Raw genomic sequence first — 25,033 nt, 5'->3', positions numbered from 1 at the left:
ATGCTATATTATATATTTCAATATTTAGAAACCGAATTTAATCTTACAGGAGCAAGTGTGTTTCAGTTTATTACGTTTCGTGCAGCTATTGCATTTATACTGTCATTATTAATATCAACCATATTTGGAAAAAAAATAATCAGTTTTTTAAGAAAACAACAAATAGGAGAAACAGTACGTGATTTGGGGTTGGCAGGGCAAGTGCAAAAAGCAGGAACGCCAACAATGGGAGGTGTAATCATTATTTTAGCCACCTTGGTTCCGGTATTATTACTGGCAAAGTTAGAAAATATATACATAATTATTTTATTGATCACCACTATTTGGATGGGGTTTATTGGTTTTGCTGATGATTATATAAAAGTATTTAAAAAAGATAAAGCAGGTTTAAAAGGAAAATTTAAAGTGTTAGGTCAGGTAGGTTTAGGAGTAATTGTTGGGGCAATGCTTTATTTTCATCCAAATGTTACTATTAAAGAGCAGTTACCTGTAGCACAACAAGTAGTGCAGGCTAATGGTAAAATAAAAGTATTTGGAGAGGCACATAAATCAATAAAAACAACAGTTCCTTTTTTAAAAGGAAATGAGTTAGATTATGCACAGGCATTTAATTTTTTAGGAGACGGTTATGAAAAATATGGATGGATAGTTTTCATATTTGTGGTGGTTTTTATTGTAACAGGAATTTCAAATGGGGCAAATTTAACCGACGGTATAGATGGGTTAGCAGCCGGCACTTCGGCTATTATGGTAATTGCCTTGGCAATATTCGCATGGATTTCCGGGAACATCATTTTTGCTGATTATTTAGATGTGATGTATATTCCTAATTCAGGTGAAATGACAGTTTTTATATTTGCTTTTGCAGGAGCTTTAATAGGTTTTCTTTGGTATAATACGTATCCGGCACAAGTTTTTATGGGTGATACTGGTAGTTTAACTATTGGTGGTATTATAGCTGTTATAGCTATTGCTATTCGTAAAGAATTATTGTTGCCAATTTTAGCAGGAGTATTTGTAGTTGAAAACGTATCTGTAATACTTCAAGTATTTTATTTTAAGTATACTAAAAAGAGGTTTGGAGAAGGAAAAAGAATATTTAAAATGGCACCATTACATCACCATTATCAAAAGTTAAATTATCACGAAAGTAAAATAGTTACCCGTTTTTGGATTGTCGGAATTTTATTAGCTGTACTAACAATTGTAACCTTAAAATTAAGATAATATGAAAAGGTTAGTTATTCTAGGAGGTGGTGAGAGTGGTGTTGGAACAGCTTTATTAGCTAAACAACAGGGTTTTGATGTTTTTGTTTCTGATAAAGGACAGATAGCCAAAAAATATAAAAAAGTACTATTAGAAAATTCTATAATTTTTGAAGAAAATAAGCACACAGAAAAAGATATTTTAAATGCGAATATAGTAATGAAAAGCCCTGGTATTCCAGATAAAATAGCTTTAGTTCAAAAAATACGATTAAAAGAGGTAAAAATAGTCTCTGAAATTGAATTTGCAGCTACTTATACAAATGCCACAATTATAGGTATAACAGGATCTAATGGAAAAACTACCACTACGTTATTAACAGGTCATATACTAAAAAAGGCAGGTTTTAATGTTGGTGTTGGTGGCAATATAGGAGATAGTTTTGCGCAGTTAGTTGCACAACAAAATTATACCGAGTATGTGTTAGAGCTTAGTAGTTTTCAGTTAGATGGTATTGATAGTTTTAAGCCACACATTGCTATACTTACTAATATATCACCAGATCATTTAGATAGGTATGAGTATAATATTAATAATTATATAAATTCAAAATTTCGAATAACAAAAAATCAAACAGCAAATGATTTTTTAATCTATGACGCAGATGATGAAGCGATAGCTAATTGGCTACAAAAAAATAAAATTAACGCACAAAAAATTCCGTTTTCTACTCAAAAAGAATTAGAATACGGTGCTTTTTTAAGACAAGACACTATTATAATGAAATTAACCACTGAAGAAATATTAATGAATGCTTCACAATTAGTATTAAAAGGAAAACATAATACAAAAAATGCTATGGCAGCAGCTATGGCAGCAAAATTGTTGCAGGTAAGAAAAGAAGCAATAGCCGAAAGTTTATTAGATTTTGAAGGTGTAGAGCATCGTTTAGAGTATGTGCAAAAAATTAATGGAGTACAATTTATTAATGATAGTAAAGCAACCAATATAAATGCAGTTTTTTATGCATTAGAATGTATGGATACACCAACTGTTTGGATTGTTGGAGGTGTTGATAAAGGAAATGATTATACTGATTTATTATCATTAGTACGAGAAAAAGTAACCGCAATAGTTTGTTTAGGTTTAGATAATCAAAAAATTATAGAAACCTTTGGTAGTGTTGTAAACGTTATCGTAGAAACAGCAGGAGCTGAAGAGGCTGTTAAAGTAGCAAGTAAAATAGCTAAATCAGGAGATACTGTTTTATTATCGCCAGCATGTGCTAGTTTTGATTTGTTTAAAAACTACGAAGACAGAGGTAATAAATTTAAAGAAGCAATAAAAAACTTATAAAACCCCAACTGATTGATGAGAAACATCTTTCAACATATAAAAGGAGATAAAGCTATATGGGCTATTGTTGCCGTATTGGCAATATTTTCATTTATGCCAATATATAGTGCTAGTACCAATTTAGTATACGTAGTTGGTAATGGCTCTACTTTTGGGCATTTAGTAAAACATGTAGTGTTGTTAATTACAGGTTTTGCTGTAATTTACGGGGTTCATAAAATTCCGTACCGTTACTTTAGCGGAGGGTCCGTTTTAATGCTTCCTTTAGTCTTTTTTTTATTAATATTTACACTAGCGCAAGGAACTACTATAGGGGGCGCAAATGCAAGTAGGTGGATTCGAATTCCGTTTGTAGGTATTGGTTTTCAAACCTCTACCTTGGCGGGTTTAGTATTAATGGTTTATGTATCAAGGTATTTAGCTAAAAATAAAGAAAAAATTATAAGTTTTAAAGAAAGTTTAGTGCAATTGTGGTTGCCTGTAGGAGCAATATTAATATTGGTGCTTCCAGCAAATTTTTCAACAACAGCAATTGTTTTTTTAATGGTTTTATTATTAAGTTTTATAGGAGGCTATCCATTAAAATATATAGGGTATATATTAAGCATCGGTTTTTTTGCGTTATTATTTTTCATATTAGTAGCTAAAGCTTTTCCAGGTGTAATGCCAAACCGTGTAAGTACTTGGCAAAGTAGAATTGAAGGATTTTCTAAATCAGATGGACAAGAAAATTACCAAGTAGAGCATGCAAAAGTAGCAATAGCTACGGGTGGTGTAATAGGTAGAGGGCCAGGTAAAAGTGTGCAAAAAAACTTTTTACCACAATCATCTTCTGATTTTATATATGCTATTATTATTGAAGAATATGGTTTTGTAGGGGCGGTAATAGTTGTATTTATTTATTTTTTACTCTTATTTAGAATTTTAATTACGGCAATGAAAGCAACTACCATTTTTGCAACATTAATGGTTTTAGGTGTAGGAATACCAATTGTTTTTCAAGCCATGATAAATATGGCTGTAGCCGTAAACATATTACCTGTAACAGGGCAAACATTGCCTTTAATAAGTAGTGGAGGTACCTCTATTTGGATGACCTGTTTTGCTTTAGGTATGATATTAAGTGTAAGTGCTTCTAAAAATGAAACAGAAGAAACAATTTTAGATGATAACCCTTTAGATATTTTACATGAAACAGTCGATTAATGTTATAATAAGCGGAGGCGGAACAGGTGGGCATATTTACCCAGCTATTGCAATTGCAAACGAAATAAAACACCGTTATCCAACGGCAGATATTTTGTTTGTAGGCGCAAAGAATAAAATGGAAATGGAAAAAGTTCCGGAAGCAGGTTATGCTATTAAAGGTTTATGGATTTCAGGTATTCAAAGAAAAATAACGTTTAAAAATTTACTTTTTCCTATAAAACTTATAAGTAGTTTATGGAAAGCACATACCATAATTAAAAAATTTAAACCAAATGTGGTAATTGGTACCGGTGGTTTTGCTAGTGGTCCTACATTAATGGTTGCGACCAAAAAACGAATACCAACATTAATACAAGAACAAAATTCATATCCAGGAATAACCAATAAATTATTAGGAAAAAAAGTAAATAAAATATGTGTTGCTTATAATAAATTAGAACGTTTTTTTCCTGAAGATAAAATTATAAAAACAGGAAACCCTGTTCGTCAAGATTTATTAACTATTAAATCAAAAGTTGACGAAGGAAAAGCATATTTTGAATTAGATACTGAAAAAAAAACAATTCTTATTTTAGGAGGAAGTTTAGGGGCACGAAAAATAAATGAGTTAATTGAAACAAACTTAAACTTTTTAAAAAAACAAAACGTTCAGTTGGTTTGGCAATGTGGTAAGTTATATTTTGATGAATATCAAAAATATAATAAAATAGCAAACGTTCAAGTGCATCAGTTTATAAATAAGATGGATTTAGCTTATGCTAGTGCCGATTTTATAATTTCAAGAGCAGGAGCAAGTTCAGTATCAGAATTATGTATTGTAGGAAAGCCTACTATTTTTGTGCCATCGCCTAATGTATCTGAAGATCATCAAACTAAAAACGCACTGTCTGTTGTAAATCAACATGGAGCAATTTTAGTAAAAGAGAGTGAGTTAGATACTTTTCCGATAGTATTGGAAGCATTGTTAAAAGATAAAGCTAAACAACAAAGTTTGAGTGAAAATATTAAAGCATTAGCATTGCCTAATGCAACAAATGATATTGTAAATCAAATAGAAAAATTAATTATTTAGTGAATTTAAAAAACATACATAACGTTTATTTTATAGGAATTGGAGGAATTGGTATGAGTGCCATAGCTCGTTATTTTTCAGTAAATGGAAAAAATGTGTTTGGATATGACAAAACACCAAGTCAAATTACTAAAAAATTGCAGGATATTGGTGTGCAAATTCATTTTGAAGATGCGGTAGCAAATATTAATAATTGTTGTTTAAACAAAAACGAAACTTTAGTTGTTTATACACCCGCAATTCCAAGTACGCATCATGAATTAAATTATTTTATAAATAATAAGTTTAATATTTTAAAAAGAGCCGAGGTTTTAGGAGCTATTACTAAAAATACTTTTTGTTTGGCTGTTGCAGGAACACATGGTAAAACAACAACATCATCAATTTTAGGGCACATAATGCAGCCTGAAAAAGCAACTTCCTTTTTAGGAGGTATTGCCGAAAACTACAACTCAAACCTTATTTTAGGAGATGATAAATTATCAGTAGTTGAAGCAGATGAGTTTGATAGGTCATTTTTAAAATTATCACCTAATATTGCATGTATAACATCTATGGATGCTGATCACCTAGATATTTATGGTGAAAATGAAATGTTGCAACAATCGTTTAGAGATTTTGCAAATAAAGTTTCAGATACTTTAATAGTTGCCAAAGGGTTGCCTTTAAAGGGTTTAACTTATGCTGTAAATGAAACTGCAGATTATAGTGCATTTAATGTAAAGGTAGCTACAGGTAGCTATGTTTTTGACGTTAAAACACCAACATCAGTAGTAAAAAATATTGAGTTTCATTTGCCAGGAGTGCACAATATGATGAATGCTCTAGCGGCCTTAGCAATGGCTGATGTTTATGGAGTTTCATTAGAAAATATTAAAAAACAACTTAAAAGTTTTACAGGAGTTCAACGTAGGTTTTCATATAAAATTAAAACAGAAAACTTGGTGTTGATTGATGATTATGCACATCATCCTACAGAAATAAACGCAGTAGCACACTCTATAAGAGAAATGTATCCGAATAAAAAAGTGTTAGTTGTTTTTCAGCCGCATTTATATAGTCGAACAAATGATTTTGGAGATGATTTTGCAACAGCGTTATCAAAGTTTGATCAAGTAATGTTGTTAGACATATATCCGGCTAGAGAGCTACCTATAAAAGGCGTAACTTCATTATGGTTATTAGATAAAATAAAAATAGTAGATAAAGCGTTAGTTTTTAAAGAAAACCTAAGTAACGAAATAATCAAATCTAAAGCGGCTGTTATAGTAATGTTAGGAGCAGGAGATATAGGGTTAATGGTAAATGAAGTTAAAAATAATTTAGAAAAAAATATATAAGTTAATGATGAAAACAATAGCTACATATATTTCTTTTATAATGTTACTGTTTTTTGTAGGTTTTCTGTACGGTTTTACAGCAAACAAAAATGGGGTAAAAAAAGTAGCGAATACGGTGGTTGAATTTGAGGCGGGTGATAATAACTTTTTGACACACAGTATGATTGATAAATTGTTAATACAAAATAAGAAATTTGTAAAAAATCAACCAAAAAGAGTAGTAAATTTGCACCTTTTAGAAACAAATGTTTTAAAAAACCCATATGTTGAAAAAGCAGCAGTTTGTTTAACTATTAATGGTGAGTTAAAAACGTTCATAAAACAGCGCAGTCCATTAGCTCGTATTGTTGGTAACAATACGTCATATTATGTAGATAAGTTTGGAATGAAAATTCCTTTATCGGCTAATTTTTCAGCACGAGTACCATTGGTGTCAGGAATAAATAGTACAGAAGATATAAGCGAGTTAATAACATTAATTGAAACAATAAAAAATAACGACTTTTTAAGTAAAGAAATTATAGCAATTCAAAAAAGTACTGAAAATGAATATTTATTTACTGTTCGTAGCGGAGCATATAAAATAGTTTTTGGAAAGCTTGAAAATGTAGCTATTAAATTTAAAAAGCTATTAGCTTTTTATAATAAGGCATTGATTGATAAAACAATTGAAAATTATAAGACAATAAATGTAAAATACCACAACCAAGTTGTGTGCACAAAACAAAAGCAAAATGGAGAATAATAAAGTTGCCGTTGGTTTAGATATTGGTACTACCAAAATAGTAGCTATGATTGGTCGTAAAAATGAATACGACAAATTAGAAATTTTGGGTATTGGTAAGGCTAAAAGCTTAGGTGTAAAACGAGGTGTGGTAAATAATATTACCCAAACAATTAAATCTATTCAACAAGCAGTTGAAGAGGCACAAAGTGTATCAGGACAAAAAATTGAAAGTGTAGTTGTTGGTATAGCAGGGCAACATATTAGAAGTTTACATCATAGTGATTATATTACACGTGAAAAATCAGACGAAGTAATTAATGAAGGTGATATAGAAAGTCTAGTTAACCAGGTACATAAGTTGGTAATGCTTCCGGGTGAAGAAATTATACATGTATTACCACAAGATTATAAAGTAGATAGTCAGTCAGATATTAAAGAACCTATAGGGATGTATGGCGGACGATTAGAAGCTAATTTTCATGTAGTAGTAGGGCAGGTTTCTTCTATTAGAAATATAGGGCGATGTGTAAAAAGTGCAGGTTTACAACTTTCAGAAATTACATTAGAGCCATTAGCATCTGCAGCTGCTGTTTTAAGTCAGGAAGAAAAAGAAGCAGGAGTTGCTTTAATTGATATAGGGGGTGGTTCTACCGATTTAGCAATATTTAAAGACGGTATTATTCGTCATACAGCCGTAATTCCTTTTGGAGGAAATGTAATTACTGATGATATAAAAGAAGGATGCTCTATTATTGAAAAACAAGCAGAGTTGTTAAAAGTAAAATTCGGGTCTGCATGGCCAGGAGAAAATAAAGAAACAGAAATTGTTTCTATTCCTGGATTAAGAGGTAGAGAACCTAAAGAAATTACGCTTAAAAATTTATCAAAAATAATTCATGCTAGGGTTCAGGAAATTATAGAACACGTATATTTAGAAATAAAAAATTATGGGCATGAAACACAAAAAGGTAAATTAATAGCAGGTATTGTTTTAACAGGGGGAGGCTCAGAATTAAAGCATTTACGACAGTTGGTCGAGTACGCAACGGGTATGGATGTTCGTATAGGATATCCTAATGAGCATTTAGCAGGAGATTCTGATGATGTTTTATCAAGTCCATCATACGCAACAGCTGTAGGTTTGTTAATGGAAGGTTTGCAAAAAAAATCATATGAAGTTATAACTGAACCTATTGTTGAAGTTCCAGAAGTTACAGTACAAGAAACTATCGATGAGCCCGAAACATTTGAAAAAGAGGTTGTAGAAGAGAAAACACCTATTATAAAGAAGAAGTCTAAATCTTTTTTTGATAAATTTACTGATAAATTTAAAGAGTTTTTAGACAACGCAGAGTAGTAGGTTATAATATAAAGTAAGTAAAGTAAGCATTTTTTTATCCCCCTAAAAAGAGTGTAAGTGAATAAAAATTTTTAAAAAAAAGGAAAGTTATTATGAGTACAGAATTCAATAACATTTCATTCGACATGCCAAAAACACAATCGAATGCTATTAAAGTAATCGGTGTTGGTGGGGGAGGAAGTAATGCTGTAGATCACATGTTTAGTAGACAAATTCATGGAGTAGATTTTGTGATTTGTAATACAGATGCACAAGCATTAGAAAATAGCCCAATTCCTAATAAAATTCAATTAGGAGCCCACTTAACTTCTGGTTTAGGAGCAGGTGCAAATCCTGATGTTGGAGCACAAGCTGCTGCTGAAAGTATTCAGGAGATACAGCAAATGTTAAGCACACATACCAAAATGGTATTTATTACCGCGGGTATGGGTGGTGGTACAGGTACTGGTGCTGCACCTATTATTGCTAAAATTGCAAAAGATATGGATATTTTAACGGTAGGAATCGTTACTATGCCATTTCAGTTTGAAGGTAAAAGACGTAGTAAACAAGCGCAAGACGGTATAGATGAGCTACGTAGAAACGTAGATTCTTTAATTGTTATTAATAACAATAAATTAAGAGAAGTTTATGGAAACTTAGGTTTTAAAGCTGGTTTTTCTAAAGCAGATGAGGTTTTAGCTACTGCAGCCAAAGGTATTGCTGAGGTAATAACACATCATTATAAACAAAATATTGATTTACATGATGCTAAAACAGTACTTTCTAATAGTGGAACTGCTATTATGGGGTCAGCTAAAGAAACTGGAGAAAATAGAGCTAAAAATGCTATTGTAAAAGCATTAGACTCTCCATTGTTAAACGATAATAAAATTACAGGAGCTAAAAACGTACTATTATTAATTGTTTCAGGAGTTAAGGAAGTAACCTTAGATGAGATTGGAGAAATTAACGAATATATTCAAGATGAAGCGGGTTATGATGCCAACATTATTATGGGGGTTGGTGAAGATGAATCATTAGAAGATGGTATTGCTGTAACTATTGTTGCAACTGGTTTTACTGCTGATCAACAGGGTACTATTACCAATGCAGAGGTAAAAAAAATTGTTCACACATTAGAGGATGAGCAAAAAGCAACCTATAATTTTGGAGAGCAAAAAATGCAGGTTGCTCCTGGTATTAATCAACCACTTTCTGTACAAAATTCAGTAAAAAAAGTTTATACTTTAGAGGATGATGAGGTGTCGCCAGTATTAAATTTAATACCAACTACAGAAGAAATTAAAAATATAGCGGTTGCCTACGAGCAAGTAGCTATTGAAACAGTTTCTGAAGACGATTTTATTATTACTGATATTACTGCACAAACAGCTGTTGATAAAGAGGTAACGCAAGCACCAGTACAGCAAGATTTGTTGTTTGACATTCCTGTAAATGCTTATGAAGAAATTACCCCTATTGAGTCAGCACAGGTAACACCAACACAACCTGTAAATGAGGTGGTACAACCACGTACTGTAGTAAATAATTCAGTTAATATTGAAAAAGCTAATGTAATTACGCAAAAGGAAACGCCGCAGGCGCATCAAATTGAAAAACGTTATGTTTTAGATGATTTTGATGTACAACCAACTATAGGAAAAAGTTCAAAACCTGTCATAAAAGAAGAGGTTGAAAAAGAATTACAATTTAAGGTAAGGTCTAAAACTCAAGAAGAAATTAATAGGGTTGATACCACTAGCGAAGAAGTATCGCCATTAAGTATTACTATTTCTGAATTGCAAAAACGAACACAAGAAAGACGCGATAAAATGAAAGGGTTTAACTACAAGTTTAACGACCAGGTAGCTAAAAATATTGATGAAATTGAGCGTGAACCTGCTTATAAAAGATTAGGGGTTGATATTAATGCTGATTCAGATATTAGTAGGTCAGATACTGCTTTAAATAGTGATGGTAATGGTATATCACGTTCTAATAACTCGTTTTTACATGATAATGTAGATTAATAAAGCATTGTTTTTAGTATATAAATGTAGTATTGTTTTTTAAGTTGAATATAAAAATAAAAGTTATGGGGTTGCAAAAACAAGTAATGGATAAAATGAAAGAAGCTATGAAATTGAAAGATACCACAGCTTTAACAGCCTTAAGAGCTTTAAAAGCTGCTTTTATGTTAGCAAATACTGAAACTGGTGCTGGACAAATATCAGAAGATGAAGCTTTAAAAATTATTCAAAAACAAGTAAAACAACGTAAAGATAGTGCTACTATTTTTGCTCAACAAGGTAGACAAGATTTAGCAACACCTGAATTAACTGAAGCAAAGGTTTTAGAACAGTTTTTACCAGAAGCATTATCAGAACAAGAAATTGCAAAGGTAGTGGCTCAAGTAATTGAAAAAACAGGTGCCACAGGTATGAAAGATATGGGTAAAGTTATGGGAATTGTATCTAAGCAATTAGCAGGGCAAGCCGATGGCGCAACAATATCAACAATTGTTAAGCAAACATTAGCGTAAATTTTGTAAAATAAATAATGGCTGCGTAGTTCAACTGGATAGAATATCAGATTTCGGCTCTGACGGTTGGGGGTTCGAATCCCTTCGCAGTCACTAAAAATAAAAAGCAATAACCTAATTATTAGGTTATTGCTTTTTTGGTTTTTAAAATAATAAAGCAAGGGGTTGAAACCTCTTGTTGAAAAAAATAATTTAGAATTCGTTACACTGAGTTTAGTTCAAATTTGTGTTTTTATTTGTTACAGTTTTTAGCCTTGTGCAAGGCTGAACTAAATTTGGTATAACGTTATTTTACCAAATATTTTATTTTTCGTCCTTTTCTATAAAATCAATCAAATCAATTTCTTTCATTATTTTGTCGGTTTCGGTTAATGCAACAATAATTTTATTATAATGAAAAATATCTTCATACTCTAATTCTCGTCCTTTACGGTCTTTTAACCACTTTTGAGCGGGTTGATACCCACCAATATAAAAATTCCAAGCAACTAAAGGAACATTATCAAAATAATTGATGTCGTTTATCCAAACTTTTCCGTGTGTATCGGTTACAGCCTGATAACCAATATCGGTTTTTGTTAATTTTCGGGTAATTATATTATTACCATCGCCTAAATATTGGGTAATTGAATTTTCTACAATGGGGCTTTCTAATAAATGAATTTGGCGTATTTCTCCGCCTAATTTTACCAAGTTCCAAAATGTTTTTTCATCTTTAGGAAAAGGAACTCTAGGAAAATCTATCTTTAAAAATTCTTTGTACGTTTCTCTATAATTTGGCGAGTGTAAAACGGCATAGATATAATCTAAAACATCAATTGGGGCAAAAGTTTTTGCGGTTTCTTCTTTCTCGTTGGTGAATTTTAAACCTAATTTTTTAGCAATTTTATTGATGATTTTTTTATCTAAATTTGGAACTCGTACTATTGCTTCTCCTTTTTTATCTTCGGAAAAAATATCAGTATCTTTTTTTTCTTCGGGATATAAATAGAGAGGACAAACAATAGCAGCATTTCCAACTCTCATAGCCATTATACCTTTTTCCGTAATAGTATTTGTAATTTGTATATCTTGCCAATCATAATTACCATAAACAGTACGAGAAACTATAATTCCAAAATTATCTTTATTAATAAAATGCTGCATAGTAGCATTTCTTGGTCTTCCCATTATACCATTAGAAAACCCTGTGTATATGCAAAATCTTTCATCAAAAGGACGATAATTTAATTTAAGTATTCGAGCTTTATTAATGGTTATATCTTTTTTAGCTTGAATTACTTTTTTTAAATCTTTTTCTTTTAGAGAGTATTTTATTATAAAATCTTTTGGTTCAATATTTTTAATATCATTTAATATATTTTTAGATTTTTTTTCTGTTTTTTGAATAGTTATTTTGTCAAATTCAGTTGCTAATCCAGAATTATTATGAGAAAATAAATTATTTAAATTAAAACCTTTATCATATTTATCTTTTGATTTGTAATTAATAGGAACAAAAAGATAATTTGGCGTTCTACATTCTAAATTTTCCCATTTTATAGTTGAAAAAGTATTTTTATTTAATAATGAGTATTTTAACATACGTTTTCCAAATAAATCAGCATGAAAAACTTTTCCTAATTCTTTTGGTTTTTTATCGCCTGTTTTTACAAAAATATTAATAGAAACACCAGCCATAATATCAAAGACATTTTGGTCTAGCGAACCATCAGGAGAAATTTCTTTTTTACGTGAATTACCATGCAAATCTAAAATATAAATTTTATCAAAAGTTTCTAATAAATTTTTTCGCATTTGCCGATGCGTTATTCCATCAATAAAACTATTATTAGAAATATACGCTAAAACACCGCTTCCATTTTTTTGGATAAAGTATTGACCATATCTAATAAATTTAATATAATCATCTGATAATTGTTGAGTGTTTCTTTCTTTTAAATCTTTTTTATAATCTTTCATTAAATTTAAAATCCACTCGCTTTTATTCGTGCTACTAACGGCATACGGCGGATTTCCAATAATACACATTACAGGGGCATCTCTTTTAATGGCATTTGCTTGGTCGGCTTCATCGGCTAACCAGCTACTAAATAAGGTACCGCTATCTTTATGGGCTTCTTCTAAACTATTGGTTAAAAATATTTTAAAACGCTGGTCGTTTTTAGGTTTGTAGCCAGTTTCGGTAAGTAGCATATCCATTTTTAGGTGTGCCATGGCATAACTTGCCATTAACAATTCAAAGCCATTTAAACGAGGTATTAAATTTTTAGAAACATAGTTGCTCCAAATACCTTGTTGTCCTTTAAATTTTTTGTGGATGTGTTTTATAACTTCGGATAAAAAAGTTCCCGTACCTGTTGCGGGGTCTAAAATTTGTACTTTGTGTACTTGTTTATCAACTTCTTTATAACCGCTTTTAAAGCTTTTATTTACAATATCGGTTTTTACTTTAATGGTTGTTTTGCTGGTGTCGGCTAACCCTTGTGCAAGGTTAAATTCTGATTTTAATACATCATCAACCGCTCTAACAATAAAATTAACCACAGGTTGTGGGGTGTACCAAACACCACGAGCTTTTCGTAACGCAGGATTATATTCTCCTAAAAAAGTTTCGTAAAAATGTACAACAGGGTCTTCTTGTTTGGTGCTTTTACCAAAGTTTTTCATGATGTCGGCAACATCAGACGCTAAAAATATTTGTACCAACTCATCTACAATCCACGCAAGGCGGTCATCTAAATCGTAACCCGCAATATCATGAAAAAGTTTACGTAAAAACGGATTACTTTTAGGTATTAATTGGGCAGCTTCTTGTCTTGAAAAATTTTCTAAAGTAGGGTCGTGGTATCGGGCGGCAAACATTCCGTAAGCAATTGTTTGTGCATAAATATCGGCAAAGGCTTTGTTATCAATATCATGAATTAGCATTTGTTGAAACGACAACATTTGCGATTTTATATTCGAGCGATGTTCGTTTTGGTCGTCTTCATTTAATGATTTTTCAATAATATTGGCCATTAATTTGGCCTTACCCGCCATCATTTGCGCTAATACTGTTGGCGATTTTATGGTTTGCGATACTGTTTGCGCAAAGTTTTGTATGAGTTGTGTAAACTGTTTAAAGTTTTCAGGGATTCCAATAATTTGCCCATTTTCAATTTTAGCAATGGCAATTTTTGTGGTTAACTCACCATTTCTATAAAACTGAAATTCTAAATAATCGGTAAATGCTAAGTTTGTTAAACCTGCTTTGTATCTATCAAACTGTTCTTTTAGGGTTTTACTGTTTAAATCTACCCCAATATCTTTAGCTTCAATATATCCGATAGGAATATTTTTGCGTGTTAATACGTAATCAGGCGCACCACAGGCAACTCTTGCGGGTTCGTTAGTTACTAAAACATCGGGCAAAATTGCCATGATTAGGTTTTGCAAATCGCCTCTGTAAGAGTGTTCTCGGGCATTACCAGTTATAAAAAGGGTGTTTATTTTGGTAATGTATTGTTGTATGGTCATAACAGTTTTTCTAAGCAAACCAAAAGTAACCAAATAATAGCTAAAAATATTATTAAATAGGGGGGTAAATGCTGCTGCTTTTTATAATTGAAGGCAATAAACTAGAATTTTTTAAACTTAATTTATTTTGACTATTTGTTTTAGTAATATAAACTTTAAGTAACAAGGGTTTTAAACCACTTGTAACTTAAAGTTTATATTGCTTTTTTTTAAAAAGAGGATTGTTTTTTTTGCTTTCTGGCTGCCATCGGATGGTTTGACATTGCATGGTGGTTATCTAACCCTTTAAATATTACTTTACCTCCATTTAATTCATAATCGTTTTTAAAATGTTCTAGATTTTCCATTACCGAATGGTCAATTAGTTTGGTTTTTTGCAAATTTATGGTTATGTGTATGCCTTGTGGAATGTCTTCTAAATCTCTTTTAATGCCTAAGTAGTTTGTAAATATTGCCGATTTATCAATTTCTACCAAATACTTATCACCTATGTTAGATACAACGGTAGGAGCTTTAAAAAACGATTTTATAGGCGTTCCGTTAAATAAATGAATTACCATTTTTAACAACATACCGGCTACAATACCTATTAATAAATCTTCAGCTAGTGTAACTATTATGGTTACCATAAAAATAAATAATTGCTCTTTACCTATTTTAAAAATATGTTTGAACTCGCGCGGATGTGTTAGTTTAATACCTACTGCTACAAGCATGGCTGCTAATGCCGAATTTGGAATCATTTCTAATACAGGAGCGGCTAATAATAGAAATATTAAAATAAAGAAGCCGTGAAAAAAATTAGCCCATCGAGTTTGTGCACCATTTGCAACGTTGGCAGAGCTACGTGCTACTTCAGATATTATGGGTACACCACCCAAAAATGCTGCAATAGTATTACCTATACCTACGGCAATTAAATCTTTATTCATGTTCGATTTTCGTTTGTAAGGGTCTAGCATATCTACTGCTTTTACGGTAAGTAATGATTCTAAAGTACCTACTAAAGCAAACATAATTACATATTTAATAAATGTACTTGTTTGAAAAATTCCATCAAAACTTGCATTGATATTTAAATTATCGAGTAAACTACCAACTTTTAATAAGGCGTATGAAGGTTCTGTATTAGAAAAATCCATATAAAGTTCGGCAGGAATAGCAAAAATAAGCACCACTAGTGCGGCAGGAATCATTTTAATAGTTTTGTTTTTAATAAGTGGCCATAATAACATTATTAACAAACTTACAATACCAATTAAAGAGGCTTTAGGTTCTAAGTTTTTTATAAAATAAGGAATATTCCAAAGTAATTCTATAGGTCCCATTCCTTTTGAAATATTTGGTGCATCATTTAATAATACAGGTATTTGTTTTGCAATAATAATAATACCTATTGCGGCAAGCATTCCATGAATGGCAGATAATGGAAAAAAATCAGCAAGCTTACCTAGTTTTAAAACGCCAAATATAATTTGAATTAAACCGGCAACAGCCATTGCTCCAAGAGCTAATTTCCAACCTAAAACATTATCTCCATGACCAAAATCGGCTACAGATCCTGCAATAATAACAATAAGCCCAGCAGCAGGTCCTTTTATAGATAAACGAGAGCCCATTATAAAACTTACTAATAAACCACCTATAATAGCAGATATTAAGCCCATAATTGGAGGAAAATCTGCGGCTTTTGCAATTCCTAAACTTAAAGGTAATGCTAATAAGAATACTATAAAACCTGAAATTGCATCAGCTTTAAAGTTTTCTTTAAACCCTGCCCATCCATCTGCAGGTATATGTTTTAAATTTTTAGTTTTCATTTGTAATTATTTAATATTTTTATTTTTTATGATGATCTTCTTGCTGTTGATATATTACTGTTTTTTACAGGGCCCATAAATATTCGGGCATAGATGCGCATTAAACTAATGCCGCTAAGTACAAAATTGAAGGATATTAATAAGGCTAAGGTAATTTGATGCTCATGTATGTGGGTAAATAACAAATCTTCTCCTAAAAATGTTGTTGTAATAGGAAACCCCATTAAACCTAAAGTACATAGCAAAAATAAAAAAGCGGGTTGTTTTTGCTGAAATGCCAAGCCATAAAAATCGTTAAGATTAAAAGTTGCTTTTTTAGACAATTGTTGTAATACAACTAATCCTAATATGCTAGAAACAATAACACCAAGTAAGTATATAAAAGCATGGTTTATACTAACTTTATCATTAAAAGTTACAGCTAATAAAATCCATAAGTGATTAAATGATAGCATTATACATGCGAGTTTAGCATTTTTACGTTCGCTAAAAGTTCTAATAACTAATAGTAAACCAGTACTTGCAAAAAGTATAGGAAGTATATTATGCGTTACTATTGATGAACCCGCAAAGTTGCTGATACAAAGTAAAGAAATAGGTAGCACCGCTAATATTACATGTACGTATGGTTTTGGTTGAAGTTTTGTTAATAATACACCTATTTTTTTTATAGGATTCCAAAAATATATATATAATATTTGATCTAATTTCCATTCATTTAAACCTATAACATATAGTGTTGTTTCCCATTTTTGTAACCATTTAGGAGTGTTCTTTTTTTTGTAAGGAACAAAATTATAAAATTGCTCTCTAATGTAATAAGTAACCATAGATGGGCTTATTAATAATTGATAACTGCGTAAAAAAGCATTACTCACTAAGTGAAACAGTGCAATTGTTTCAAAACCTAATGCTACTTCAATAAATATAATTCCTATTTGTGCTACTGATGAATAGGCTATTTGTGCTTTTGCAGAGTATTGTACTTTAGAGGAAACGGTTGCCATTATTGCAGTAATAGTACCTATGCAAATAACAGTAATTTTTATTGCAATAAATTGTTGCCAAAAAGGAGCTGTACGTAACAGTAAAAATACACCAATATGTGCTGCAATAGAGCCATAAAAAATAGCACTAGATGGCGTTGGTCCTTCCATGGCTCTTGGTAGCCATGAAGAAAAAGGAAACTGAGCCGATTTTACACAAGCAGCTACTAAAATAGCTAAAGATATTAAAATTCCTATTTCTGTATGTTCAGAAAGATGTTCTGATACTAATGGTGTATTATTTAGTTGTTCAAAAGTAATGTTTTGATGCCATAGATGATGACTTAGCCACATGGTAAGCAAAATACCTAAATCTGCTACTCTGTAAATAGAAAACACTTTTAATCCGTTTCTAACAGGTAAATAACGGTGACGGTAAAAGGCAATTAATAAAAATGAAGAAACACCTAATATTTCCCAACCAATAAATAAGGTTTCAAAATTACCAGAAAGTACTATTATTTGTATTGATAAGAAGAATAGTAGAAATGTGGTAAAAAAACGTTTGTAACCAGGTTCTTTATGTAAATACACTCTGCTGTATACTGCTATTAGGTAGGATAATACACCTGAAAATAAAAGGTAAACAGCGGTGATTTTGTCAAAATAAAAATCAATAAAAAAATTGTAATTATTTGAACTGTAAAGTGAAATTTCTTTTATGTTTAAGGCTTCGCTACTTTTTATTAACCAATAAATGGTAAAAGAAAAAGAAAATAATACATACAAGCCCATGGTAAAAATAACGGTGGTACTGATTATTTTTTCTTTTACATCTGAAAAAAAAAGGCTTATTAACAGGCCTATTATTGGGATTATTAAAAATAATGGTAATAAATTTTCCATTTTTAGTGAGTGTTTATTTGATAGACAGGGAGGTTAGATGATTCGTTTTCAAAAACAGGCATTAAATCAGTTACTTTAGCAATAGTATTTCCTGTTGATTTATACGGTTCCCATTTGCCTTTATTAAAAATAGATACTTTCATTGTTTCAGGATGGATGACTGCAAGTTTGAGCCATTCATTATTATACCACCCTAAAAGGTTGTTGTTGTTTTGAATTACTTGCATTACAATGTCTGGATAATGTTCTACAATCATCATTAATCGTAAAGGTGCATGTACATCAATCATTTGTGATGGTAACCCTGTACGTAAATCACCTTTAATACCATTTGAGACTCCAAAAAGCCCTATAACATTATGGGGCAGTTTAGACCCAGCACCTAGCTTTTGGTTATCTACTCTAGAGAAATAGTATTCAAGATTAATGCCTCCGCAAACTGGGGTTGCAGCGCCTAATATGCCATTTAATTGTTCGCCATTAATATCTTGCTTATAATCATAAGAATTTAAGAAAGCACGTTGGTCTAAAAATACGTTTTTTGTTAACGTTCTATTTCCTACAATACAAAGTGTATTATTAGAATGGTTCAACTCAGGTCTAGGTTCAAATAGTGCGGTAGAACGATTTTTTACATCTTTATGTACCTTGTAAGCTTCTTGTTTAATATTGGTTAACAAAAATTGACGTGCCCTTTCTTTTGCATTATTAGCTAAAGCAGTTTCAAATTGTTTTTGATATTTTTTATGTAATTCTTGATGATGTTTATTTAGTTTAGTTTCATCATAAAATTTTACTTCATCTCTTGTAGTGTCATGTAACCCTCCTATAAAAATTGTTGTTTTAGGAATATTAATATTTAATTTTTTTAAAGCATCACGTACATCTTTACGATTTGCCATTTCAGCTACAGCTCTAGCATTTACAGAACTAGGTCTGCCAGAACAAGCACCACAATTATAACCTGCATAGTATGGGTTGTTAGTACTACTACCTCCGTGCCCTATTAAGTATATGATTGGAGCAAAACTTGAAGTTAAACCAGTACTCTCTAAATTACCTTTAACAATTTTTGTCATTTCAGCTACCGTAAAACCGACCTTATATCCGTTTTCTAAATTTTTACTTGTATTTTTAACAGTTAAGTTAGATACATGCTCCATATGCTCAAAGGCAGAAGAGTGTGCTGGTGTAATTCGAGGTCTAAATAGGTTTAAAAAAAGACGAACAGCAGACCAAAAACCAATAGTTTGAGAGAGTAACCAACCAGTAAATAAACGATGCGAACTTCTATTAAAGTGAATATCTTTTTCGTTTTTTTGAGCTCTGTTTACTTCTTTTATTAAGTGTTTTGGTGTTAAAGATCCTGGGCATATTTGAGTGTAAAACTTACCCGAATCAGGTTGATACATAGCCTCTAACCCAAAATGTGCTGGTGTTCCAAAGGTTTCACAATTGGAGGCTACATTTTCTAAATGTCTACGTATAGATTCTTCTCTATCATCAATACAAAAAAAAGCTTGAAAAGCAACTTTTTTACTTTTTATTTTTTTACTTTTTGACTGTAATATTCCGTCAAGTACTTGACTATGATATGTCCATTCATACGCATTTTGCCATATAGCAATGATTTCCCAATAGGTGGTGATTTTAGAATAAGAAAATAAATGAATAGGTTTACTTAAATGTTTTTTTACATTTATAGGTAAAGCATTACATCCAATATTTTTTTCTAATGCTTCTAGTTCAAGAAGTAATTCAATAAAAATAAAATCTTGTAGAGTAACCATTCTACGGTCTAATAGTGTTTGTGGTTGTTGCTCAATAGTTGCTATTATACCAGACCAGCCTGGGTGGCTAAATTGTTGGTCAAATAAATATTGTTCATAGTATAAAGGGTTTCCTATAATTTTATCTAATAACAAAGTAATAGTACTATCGGGATTGAAAAGTAATTGAACACAGTTTTTAGACTTAAAAATAGGTGCAAGACTATTTTTTTGTAATTCTTTTACAGCTTCTAGAAAAGGTAATTCTGGATATGGAAAACGTTTTTCAGAGACACCCTGATCTAGGTAGGCACCTATTAATTTAAATAATTTTGGATGTACTAGCATATCTAGATCAATTTTAAAAATTGATTTCCATTTAGCTCTTAACTGTCCTATTTTAGGTTTAGGTATTTGAGAGGTAGTTGTTTTTAACAGTAACTCTTTCCAGTGCTGTAGTTCAGCTGTACCTTTTCTCTCAATAATAACTTTATTGAAAATAGTGTTATTAATAGCTCCTGTTTTATAAAGTTCTTGAAACTCTTTAAGAGATAATGTGGTTTTGTAACCAAAAATTTCTGAAGCACTTTGTAAAGCTTCAAAAAAAGGTATTTTTTGAAAAGCATGTAAAGTGTTATGATGAACAAAATCTTTTAGAGGTGCTTGTGCAGGTAAAAAATGTTTAAGTTGATGTAGCGTATTAACTTCATCAAAAATGGCTTTTTTTGTAGACATTTTTTATTTTTTAATTAAAAATAAATGTTGAGGTTTTTCTTTACAATATCTCTATTAGAATAAAAAAATTGTAACTTAATAGATATTTTAGCAACTTTTTAGTTGCTAAAATATTTAAGAAAAAAATTGTTATAAAGATTTAACTAACAATGTAGTTTTAAGGAGCAGTACTGAATGTATTTTGGATATTTAGAAGTTAAAACCCAATGTTTAATAATGGTAGAACTAAGTGTGAAATAATTATGAAAAATAAAGTTGTTTTCTAATTTTGTAAAAGCGGTAGTGTTACTTCCTGAAGAACTTCCAGATTCAATTGTTTCATTATCAAATAGTACTGAGGTAATTTCTGTTTCTTCTTTTTCTTCTTCAGCCCATTTATTATTTTGGTTTTCTGTTGTATTTGAAGAAGGTGTTGTTTTAAAATTATCCAATAATAATCCTCTTTCTGGTATTAGAAAGAGAATAAGTGCTATTAAGATAAATTTAAAATTCATAGTTATGACTAAAGTAATAATATATGTAATTAATATTACAAATATACGTAACATTTATTACGTTTAAGAAATGGTGTTTATTACATTTGTAATTTATTTTTTGAAGATGAAAGATTTTTTTATACAGTTCGATTTCCAAAGTAACCTTTTGTTTAGTGAATTAAATGATACAGATTCACAATTGGTAGATGCCGCTGTAGAGCCTTGGTTCGTTAAAAGAGGAAGTTTTTTGTTTTTTGAGCATAGCATTCCTACTGGAATTTTTCAAATTAAAAAAGGAAGAGTTAAAAAATTTAAAAAAGGCTTTAATGGAGATAATCAAATATTTTATATTTATACTTCAGGTGATGTATTAGGTTATCATGCTTTATTAGGAGATGAACGTTATCAAGATTCTTGTCAGGCATTAGATGATTTAGAACTTAATTTTATTTCAGAAAAAAATTTTAGAATGCTTTTAAATAAGATTCCGGTACTTAAAGAAGCTCTTCTAAAAAATATTAGTCACGAATTTGGAGTATTGGCAAATACCATAGCATTATTAGCTCAGAAAGATCAAAATGCAAGACTTGGTATTTTTTTAGTATTATTAGATTTTAAATTTAATAGACAAAAGATACAAAATAAAGGTATTGATTTAACAAGAGATGATTTAGCTAATATTATTGGTACGTCAAGAGAAAGTTTAGGGAGAAGTCTTAAGGTTTTTAAAGATAATGGATGGATTAGAATAGATAAAAGAATTATTTATATTAAAAATAAAACAGCTCTATTGGAGTTTTTAAGCTTCAAAAGCTAGTATAAAAAATTAAAGCTCTAGTATTTTAATTTGATTTCTATGTAGTTCAATTTTTGATTGTTTTTCTAAGGCTTTTAATAACCTAGAAACTACTACTCTAGAGGTGTGTAGATCATTAGCTATTTGTAGGTGTGTAACATTTAAAATATCATTACCAACAACCATTGCTTTATCTTTTAGATATTTAAGTAGACGTTCATTCATGTTTAAAAAAGCAATAGAATCTACCGCCTCAATAAACTCATTAAGTCGAGAATGGTAACTTTGTAAAATATATTCTTGCCAACTTTTGTATTTACTTAACCATTCTGACATTTTATTTTTCGGAATCATAAGTACGGTAACATCAGTTTCAGCAATAGCCTTAATTTTACTTTTAGTTTCTCCCATACAGCATGAAAGTGTCATGGCGCAAGTATCACCTTTTTCGATGTAGTATAAAACTAACTCATCGCCATCTTTGTCTTCTCTTAAAACCTTTATGGCGCCGTTTAATATTAATGGAATAGAAATCATATAACTATTGGCGTCAATAATTATAGTATTTTCCTTAAACTCTTTATATACTGCTACATCAGCTATTTCATTAATTAACTCATCTTCAAATATATAGCCGTAATGTTGTTTTAGTTTTTCAATCAATTTTAGAAATATTTAACGGCATAATTTACAAAAAAATAAAATAAAAACTGATGATTTATATCATCTTTTAAGTTGGTTTTATTGATGAAATTTATGTTATTAATAAAATGAATATAAAGAGTATGGATAAGAGAACACTAGTGTCGGCTATAATGACTAAAAATGTAATTACTTTAAATAGTACGGATGATTTAATGACTGCAGAAAGATTATTTAAGAGAGAAAAAATAAGACATATTCCTGTGGTAAGTGGTACTAAAATTAAGGGAATGTTAAGTTATACTGATTTATTAAGAATTAGTTTTGCTGACGCTGTTGATGATGATGAAAATGATGTGGATGCTGTTGTGTATAATATGTTTACTATTGACCAGGTGATGGCTAAAAATTTAGTAACGGTTAACTCACTATCAACAATAAAAGAGGTTGCTGAGGTTTTAGCAAAAAGAGAGTTTCATGCTTTGCCTGTAGTTGATAATAATGAGTTGGTTGGTATTGTAACTACTACCGATTTAATAAATTACTTGCTAACGCAATTATAATTACTATTTTATTTTTGTAAAAAAGTAAAAAGGAGGCATTTGCCTCCTTTTTTTTGTATTAGTTTATTAATTCTTTTAAGTTTTTGATTGTTTTTGTAGGGTTATCGCTTTTAAAAACATAACTACCGGCAACTAAAACATTAGCACCAGCTTCAATAAGTTTATTAGCATTTTTATCGGTTACACCACCGTCAATTTCTATTTTACATGTTGAATTTGAGAATTCAATAAGGTGTTTAAGTTGACTTACTTTTTTGTAGGTGTTTTCAATAAATGATTGGCCTCCAAAACCAGGGTTTACACTCATAATACATACTAGGTCTAGGTCTTGAATAATATCTTCTAAAACAGCAATTGGTGTATGTGGGTTTAAGGCTACTCCGGCTTTCATACCTGCATTTTTTATTGCCTGAACAGTTCTATGTAAGTGTGTACAAGCTTCATAATGTACGGTTAAAATAGTGGCTCCTAAGTTGGCAAAGGTTTCAATATATTGATCAGGGTTAACAATCATTAAATGCACGTCGATTGTTTTATTTGCATGTTCTGAAATGGCTTTTAAAACAGGCATTCCAAAAGATATGTTTGGTACAAATACGCCATCCATAATATCAATATGAAACCAGTCGGCTTCGCTATTGTTTACCATTTCGATATCTCTTTGTAGGTTAGCAAAATCGGCTGCTAAAACTGAAGGTGCAATTAAATTACTCATTAGTTTATTGTGTTGTTATTTTAAGCAAAGATAATTAATTAGTGTTAGAAATGTTATGGCTGGTTTTAAAAATAGAGTAGGTTTTAGTGCTAAAATAATATTATTAACTAGGTGTAACTTTTTTGTTTAGCGGGGTGTTTTATAAATATGGCTAGCCCTGATTGAAGTGGCATCCTTTTTTGAAGAATGAAAAAAAGATATAGCGGAAAGCAGGAATTTGCTTCAAAAAAAACTCTCGAAAAATTAATTCGAGAGTTTTTTATTATAATTTATACATGATTTTTAAAGCATTATTGAAATGCTCTAGCCTAAGTAGGTCATTAATATTTTACTGCGAGATGTGTGTTTTAATCTACGAATTGCTTTTTCTTTAATTTGACGAACACGTTCACGAGTTAAATCAAATGTTTCTCCAATTTCTTCTAAAGTCATTGGTTGGTGTTCTCCTAATCCGAAATATAATTTTACAACATCAGCTTCACGTGGTGTTAATGTTTCTAAAGCACGATTAATTTCAATGCGTAAAGATTCGTGTAATAATGTTTTGTCAGGGTTTGGTGATTCACCTGAGTTTAATACATCGTATAGGTTAGAATCTTCACCTTCAATTAATGGAGCATCCATTGATACGTGACGACCTGAGTTTTTCATTGACTCTTTTACATCATTTACAGTCATGTCTAACTTTTTGGCAATTTCTTCAGGACTTGGAGGTCTTTCATTTTCTTGCTCTAAAAAGGCATACATTTTATTGATTTTGTTAATAGAACCAATTTTATTTAAGGGTAAACGTACAATACGAGATTGTTCTGCTAATGCCTGTAATATTGATTGACGAATCCACCATACAGCATACGAGATAAATTTAAAACCACGAGTTTCATCAAAACGTTTAGCTGCTTTAATTAAACCTAAATTACCTTCATTAATTAAGTCAGGCAATGTTAATCCTTGATTTTGATATTGCTTTGCTACTGAGACTACGAAACGTAAGTTGGCTTTAGTTAATTTTTCTAAGGCTCTTTGGTCACCAGCTTTAATTCTTTGTGCTAATTCAACTTCTTCATCAGCAGTAATTAAATCTACTTTTCCTATCTCTTGTAAATATTTATCTAAAGAAGCGGTTTCTCTGTTAGTAACCTGCTTGGTAATTTTAAGTTGTCTCATTATAATTAAGGGATATTTTTAATTCATCAATCGTCTACATCAAGTTATACGAATGATGTTTCAAAAATGTTACACTTTTTTGCTTTTTTTTTAATAAAAAGAATTTTCACCCTGTATTAAGGCGATAGATTCTTAAATATAAAA

General features: G+C 30.7%; 19 protein-coding genes and 1 tRNA gene. 12 read left to right on the top strand and 8 right to left on the bottom strand.

Features of this window, described 5'->3' with window-relative positions:
* From mraY to ACN5J4_RS05400, 10 genes are all read left to right on the top strand, one after another.
* Positions 1 to 1,227, top strand: a complete 1,227-nt coding sequence (gene mraY / locus ACN5J4_RS05445; RefSeq protein ID WP_418651095.1) for a phospho-N-acetylmuramoyl-pentapeptide-transferase — start codon at positions 1 to 3, stop codon at positions 1,225 to 1,227.
* Between the two features lies 1 nt (position 1,228).
* Positions 1,229 to 2,563 (top strand): UDP-N-acetylmuramoyl-L-alanine--D-glutamate ligase, encoded by a 1,335-nt coding sequence (gene murD / locus ACN5J4_RS05440; protein WP_418651094.1) that lies wholly within the window; start codon positions 1,229 to 1,231, stop codon positions 2,561 to 2,563.
* Between the two features lie 15 nt (positions 2,564 to 2,578).
* Positions 2,579 to 3,769, top strand: coding sequence for an FtsW/RodA/SpoVE family cell cycle protein (locus tag ACN5J4_RS05435; RefSeq protein ID WP_418651093.1), 1,191 nt, complete (start codon positions 2,579 to 2,581; stop codon positions 3,767 to 3,769).
* Positions 3,753 to 4,844, top strand: a complete 1,092-nt coding sequence (gene murG / locus ACN5J4_RS05430) for an undecaprenyldiphospho-muramoylpentapeptide beta-N-acetylglucosaminyltransferase (RefSeq protein ID WP_418651092.1) — start codon at positions 3,753 to 3,755, stop codon at positions 4,842 to 4,844. The genes ACN5J4_RS05435 and murG overlap by 17 nt, the downstream gene beginning before the upstream one ends.
* Complete coding sequence (gene murC, locus ACN5J4_RS05425) at positions 4,844 to 6,184, top strand: UDP-N-acetylmuramate--L-alanine ligase (RefSeq protein WP_418651091.1); 1,341 nt, start codon at positions 4,844 to 4,846, stop codon at positions 6,182 to 6,184. The genes murG and murC overlap by 1 nt, the downstream gene beginning before the upstream one ends.
* Positions 6,185 to 6,188: 4 nt before the next feature.
* The gene (locus ACN5J4_RS05420) at positions 6,189 to 6,929 is read left to right on the top strand and encodes a cell division protein FtsQ/DivIB (protein WP_418651090.1); all 741 of its coding nucleotides are present in this window, start codon (positions 6,189 to 6,191) and stop codon (positions 6,927 to 6,929) included.
* Complete coding sequence (gene ftsA / locus ACN5J4_RS05415; protein WP_418651089.1) at positions 6,919 to 8,268, top strand: cell division protein FtsA; 1,350 nt, start codon at positions 6,919 to 6,921, stop codon at positions 8,266 to 8,268. The genes ACN5J4_RS05420 and ftsA overlap by 11 nt, the downstream gene beginning before the upstream one ends.
* A 95-nt stretch (positions 8,269 to 8,363) precedes the next feature.
* Entirely contained in the window at positions 8,364 to 10,283 is a 1,920-nt protein-coding gene (gene ftsZ, locus ACN5J4_RS05410) for a cell division protein FtsZ (RefSeq protein ID WP_418651088.1), read from the top strand.
* A gap of 65 nt (positions 10,284 to 10,348) precedes the next feature.
* On the top strand, positions 10,349 to 10,795 hold the full coding sequence (locus ACN5J4_RS05405; protein ID WP_418651087.1) for a GatB/YqeY domain-containing protein: 447 nt from the start codon (positions 10,349 to 10,351) through the stop codon (positions 10,793 to 10,795).
* Between the two features lie 19 nt (positions 10,796 to 10,814).
* Positions 10,815 to 10,888, top strand: a tRNA-Arg gene (locus tag ACN5J4_RS05400).
* A 210-nt stretch (positions 10,889 to 11,098) separates the two neighbouring features.
* On the opposite strand, the gene ACN5J4_RS05395 is transcribed toward ACN5J4_RS05400, so the two are convergent.
* From ACN5J4_RS05395 to ACN5J4_RS05375, 5 genes are all read right to left on the bottom strand, one after another.
* Complete coding sequence (locus ACN5J4_RS05395; RefSeq protein ID WP_418651086.1) at positions 11,099 to 14,314, bottom strand: type ISP restriction/modification enzyme; 3,216 nt, start codon at positions 14,312 to 14,314, stop codon at positions 11,099 to 11,101.
* Positions 14,315 to 14,523: 209 nt separating this feature from the next.
* Positions 14,524 to 16,134: a SulP family inorganic anion transporter gene (locus ACN5J4_RS05390; RefSeq protein ID WP_418651085.1), complete on the bottom strand. Its 1,611-nt coding sequence runs from the start codon at positions 16,132 to 16,134 to the stop codon at positions 14,524 to 14,526.
* 26 nt (positions 16,135 to 16,160) lie between these two features.
* On the bottom strand, positions 16,161 to 18,026 hold the full coding sequence (locus tag ACN5J4_RS05385; RefSeq protein ID WP_418651084.1) for a proton-conducting transporter membrane subunit: 1,866 nt from the start codon (positions 18,024 to 18,026) through the stop codon (positions 16,161 to 16,163).
* Between the two features lie 2 nt (positions 18,027 to 18,028).
* Positions 18,029 to 20,530 carry a YbcC family protein gene (locus tag ACN5J4_RS05380; protein ID WP_418651083.1) on the bottom strand — a complete coding sequence of 834 codons (2,502 nt, stop codon included), beginning with the start codon at positions 20,528 to 20,530 and terminating at the stop codon, positions 18,029 to 18,031.
* Between the two features lie 143 nt (positions 20,531 to 20,673).
* Complete coding sequence (locus ACN5J4_RS05375) at positions 20,674 to 21,024, bottom strand: hypothetical protein (RefSeq protein ID WP_418651082.1); 351 nt, start codon at positions 21,022 to 21,024, stop codon at positions 20,674 to 20,676.
* Between the two features lie 106 nt (positions 21,025 to 21,130).
* On the opposite strand from ACN5J4_RS05375, the gene ACN5J4_RS05370 reads away from it, so the two are divergent.
* Positions 21,131 to 21,823, top strand: a complete 693-nt coding sequence (locus tag ACN5J4_RS05370; protein WP_418651081.1) for a Crp/Fnr family transcriptional regulator — start codon at positions 21,131 to 21,133, stop codon at positions 21,821 to 21,823.
* Between the two features lie 9 nt (positions 21,824 to 21,832).
* Here ACN5J4_RS05370 and ACN5J4_RS05365 read toward each other — a convergent pair whose 3' ends face one another.
* Entirely contained in the window at positions 21,833 to 22,465 is a 633-nt protein-coding gene (locus ACN5J4_RS05365; protein ID WP_418651080.1) for a Crp/Fnr family transcriptional regulator, read from the bottom strand.
* Between the two features lie 122 nt (positions 22,466 to 22,587).
* Between ACN5J4_RS05365 and ACN5J4_RS05360 the strand changes: the two genes are divergently transcribed.
* Positions 22,588 to 23,007, top strand: a complete 420-nt coding sequence (locus ACN5J4_RS05360) for a CBS domain-containing protein (RefSeq protein ID WP_418651079.1) — start codon at positions 22,588 to 22,590, stop codon at positions 23,005 to 23,007.
* 58 nt (positions 23,008 to 23,065) lie between these two features.
* Here the strand turns inward: ACN5J4_RS05360 and rpe are convergent, their stop codons facing one another.
* Complete coding sequence (gene rpe / locus ACN5J4_RS05355) at positions 23,066 to 23,722, bottom strand: ribulose-phosphate 3-epimerase (RefSeq protein WP_418651078.1); 657 nt, start codon at positions 23,720 to 23,722, stop codon at positions 23,066 to 23,068.
* A gap of 303 nt (positions 23,723 to 24,025) precedes the next feature.
* Positions 24,026 to 24,889, bottom strand: a complete 864-nt coding sequence (locus ACN5J4_RS05350) for a sigma-70 family RNA polymerase sigma factor (RefSeq protein WP_028890199.1) — start codon at positions 24,887 to 24,889, stop codon at positions 24,026 to 24,028.
* Between the last annotated feature and the right edge of the window lie 144 nt (positions 24,890 to 25,033).

Origin of the sequence: Tenacibaculum aestuariivivum (genome assembly GCF_964507685.1) — a bacterium.
Taxonomy (GTDB): domain Bacteria; phylum Bacteroidota; class Bacteroidia; order Flavobacteriales; family Flavobacteriaceae; genus Polaribacter; species Polaribacter aestuariivivum.
Note: the sequence above shows the minus strand (reverse complement) of the source record. Positions and strands in the feature narration are given on the sequence as shown.